Below are 3,546 nucleotides of genomic sequence, written 5' to 3'. Positions count from 1 at the left end.
TACAGATCGAGCATGAAAGATGGTAAATACACATTGATGTCATTGTTAACTTTGTGCTGCACTTTATCGATGATAGAAAAATCTTCATTTTCGAACCAAATCAGATAAGTATCCTCATTCTCTCTATGCGCCCGTGGCTGAACAATTAACGCGTCTGAATAACTAAGTCCCAATGCATGCCCTATTTCTAAAACGGTTTTATCAGAATTAGAATCCAAAACAGTTAGGGTGATTCCGGTAATGTCTTTCTCTTTCCAGCCTCTAAGAAATCCTGACCACAGATTAGCCTTCAGATTTGATGATTCCTTGAACTTATCAGCGTTCCATACCAAAAAGCGAGATGGTTTATCACTGTAAGTGATACAAACTTCAGCCAGTCGAGTATCCAGTAGAGCAGTTTTAAAAGCCGACTCATTGTTTGGGTTAAAGGTAATGCTAGGTTTACGTTCAGGTGTTTTGGACACTGAATCCAGTAAACGATTAATAACAGTATCTGGGGTGTCAAAGCCTTTCGCTAGCTCGGACAAACGTTCGTATGTTTTTTGGGAAATATCTATCTTCATAAATTGCCACCAAATCATAAAAGGAAGAAAACCAATCATATATGATTGGTTTATGATTTCAATATTTGATTGATGATTTGTCCAATAAAATGTTTTGGCTGCACCCGAATCTTCTTGAAAGTCAGACTCATATTAAATTTATGATATTGATAATAAAGGGTTTAATTATGTTAAAGCTTACTAACTTTCAACAAATCACATCTCTACCAATCACCACAACACTACAAGAACAAATCCTATCCATACTCACCGAACCATTCCATGATGAAGCCGAAACTCAACGAGCATGGGATAAACTGAAATGCGAACTCTGGTTCTTAACCTCAATTTCAGACCTATCTGTTGACGTCGTCGACGACACTGATATTGAGATACTGGAACGAGCATTAACCTACACCGAATTCGAGGATGAATTAGAGCAAGATATGGTGCTTACCCTGAGCATTGTCGAGGACTCTGGTAAAGGTATCTATCTATTGATGCCTGAGACATTGCTAACCGAATTGCGCCAACATTTCTCAGGTAATGAGTGAGGTGATTGTTATGAAATCGAAAAAATTTAAGTTCAACAAGCGTCAACTTGACTCACTACCGCCGACGCCGTCGACGAGTCGCAGCAAAGAAACTGAGTACACAGATGAGTTATGTAGCGGTTTGAAGCTGATCGTTAACCGACAAGGTAGAAAGCGATTCCTGTTCAGATACACCCTGCATGGGACCAAGAAATCTGTTCAGCTTGGCGAATATCCTGCGATAGACATCAACACGGCTAGGCAAATTGCTAATGACCATAAGCGAGAAATTGCATTAGGTAATGATCCCAAGGCAATGAGGGACGAAAAGCGCAACGTACTAACATTCCAAGAGTTCGCTGAGTTGCACTATCTTCCCTATGCCATGATGAACAAGCTCACAGCTATGAGTGATGCAGGTAGTCTCAAGCTACATTTCTACCCGAAGTGGGGCAAGAAGCCTCTCACTGATATTGGTCAACAAGACATTCAGAAATTGCTAGATGGGTTACTTGAGGGACGCAAACCAGCTACGGTAAATAGATTGCGCTCACTAATCCTCCGTATGTTCAGGCTTGCAATGGAATGGGGATTCGTGGACAAGCATCCGGGACAGTACATACGCAAACTCAAGGAGAACAATGTTCGTCAGTTCTTCCTTAATCGTCAGGAGGTCGCTAACTTCATCCGAGCATGTAATGAGGAGCCTAATCGCACTCAGGCTAATGCATTGAAATTCGCTCTGCTTACGGGAATGCGTATAGGGGAAATCACAAGTTCGAAATGGGAATGTCTTACCGTCGACGACGACGGCAATTGGAGCCTGTTTTTGCCACATACCAAGTCGGGGTTATCTAGGACGGTACTGCTGAATGAGCTAGCTAAGGAGGTAATGAAAGATCAGCGCAGATTCCAGAAATTAAAGAACCCTTATATCTTCGCAGGTGATGCCGAGGGGCGGCCTATCGCTCATCCGAAGAAAGCATTTGCTCGAATAAGGAAAGCGTCAGGTATTAAAGATAGCTTTCGTATCCATGACTTGAGACACAGCTTTGCATCGATTTTGATCAATTCAGGCAATGCCACACTCTATGACGTTCAACACTTGTTAGGGCATCAGAGCCCTCAAACTTCAACTCGTTATGCTCATTTGGCTAGTTCTAGATTGAGAGAGGTCAGTGCAAATGTGGCTGAGTTGGTCGAGGACGTAACATACTTCTAAACTACAAAGTAGTAGGCCATCTGTGCTTACTACTTTGTTTGCGTAAAACACCGAGCTTAACTAACCCCTATGTCAATGCAGGTTTAGCTTAGAAAAAAGAATCAACTTCAAGTCTTGAAATTTTAATGAAAATAAGTTTAAAAATCAAAAACTTAAAACAAACTTATTTTTGTAGGTTCATACTTTACATTTCAAAAAATAACATTTTTCTGCTGGACAGGTGTATATATGGAATATATATTGATGTTATATCGATAGCGGAGTTGCAAGTACATCAACGTTAGGCTACAATCCGCGCCCTCAAATCCACACATGTACAAAAGGCGGTCAATATGAGCAAATCTAATGCAAAAATCGTTACCCCTCCTTCAGTACAACTTTCCGAGAAAGAAATGTTAGAACTTGTAGACAGCTTAAGCTCTATCAATATTTCAGACTTGTTGCGTGATGAAAAACTAAAATCATCATATGAAAATCGCTTCAGTGGATTTAATGCTAAGAAAGTTTTTCAAACCGTGTTTATGACAACGGCTACAAGCTAATAAATAGCTTTGAATTAATTACTGTTTTCTCTAAAATAGCACCTTTCGGTGCTATTTTTTTAGGGTTTTTATACAGTATGGCTAAAAAATGGGTTTTTAACGCTCTAGTGAAATCAGAAAATGACCCCATAGGCTTGCTAGCATATGCACTCTATAAATTCCAAAAAGATGAAATAGGTCAGTCACTTCGTGCAGAAGGAAAAAGTGAGACAGAAATATCAGAACGTCTTGCTAACTTCCACGATGACACGCTCCGTTCTAGTAGTTCATTGGAACAGTTCAGAACTAAAGCTGTTACCATTATTGAATTACTTGGTCAAAAAGCTGGTGAAACTCTTGTTAAAAATCAAACCGATGAACTAGAAAAAAAGCAAGCTCTTCTAAAAAAAGAGCAAGCAGAGTTAGAGAAAAACAAGAAAGAACTTCAAAAAAGCCTTAATAGAGAAAAAACCAAAATTAAGAATGATCTATTGGAGCAGTTTAAAATAACAGTAAATGACACACCTAAAAGATCGGGAATTCGGAAGTTTGGGGAGTGGTTATTAGGCGGTTTCTCCGGAATCGTTGCCCAAATTATCGTTGTTATATTTTCATTCGGTTTGCTTACTCTATTTTATGGTAACAATGACAATCTCATTAAAAAGCTGTCCGATGGTATTACTGCGTCTATCTCATCAACACCTCAAGTAGTAACTCCTCGTAACACT

General features: G+C 39.5%; 4 protein-coding genes and 1 pseudogene. 4 read left to right on the top strand and 1 reads right to left on the bottom strand.

The features are described 5' to 3' along the window. Nucleotides 1–563, bottom strand: a pseudogene (locus AK965_RS20080) (hypothetical protein); the annotation flags it as partial. A 167-nt stretch (nt 564–730) separates the two neighbouring features. Here AK965_RS20080 and AK965_RS20075 point away from each other — a divergent pair. The 4 genes from AK965_RS20075 to AK965_RS20060 form a co-directional block, all read left to right on the top strand. Next, nucleotides 731–1,096 (top strand): hypothetical protein, encoded by a 366-nt coding sequence (locus tag AK965_RS20075; protein ID WP_172438210.1) that lies wholly within the window; start codon nt 731–733, stop codon nt 1,094–1,096. Between the two features lie 10 nt (nt 1,097–1,106). Next, nucleotides 1,107–2,297: a site-specific integrase gene (locus AK965_RS20070; protein WP_099081242.1), complete on the top strand. Its 1,191-nt coding sequence runs from the start codon at nt 1,107–1,109 to the stop codon at nt 2,295–2,297. A gap of 332 nt (nt 2,298–2,629) precedes the next feature. Continuing rightward, on the top strand, nt 2,630–2,839 hold the full coding sequence (locus AK965_RS20065; RefSeq protein ID WP_099081241.1) for a hypothetical protein: 210 nt from the start codon (nt 2,630–2,632) through the stop codon (nt 2,837–2,839). 77 nt (nt 2,840–2,916) lie between these two features. After that, nucleotides 2,917–3,546, top strand: a 630-nt coding sequence (locus AK965_RS20060; protein ID WP_099081240.1) for a hypothetical protein, incomplete at its 3' end; no start/stop codon positions are given.

This window comes from Vibrio sp. PID17_43 (genome assembly GCF_002608565.1).
Taxonomy (GTDB): domain Bacteria; phylum Pseudomonadota; class Gammaproteobacteria; order Enterobacterales; family Vibrionaceae; genus Vibrio.
Note: the sequence above shows the minus strand (reverse complement) of the source record. Positions and strands in the feature narration are given on the sequence as shown.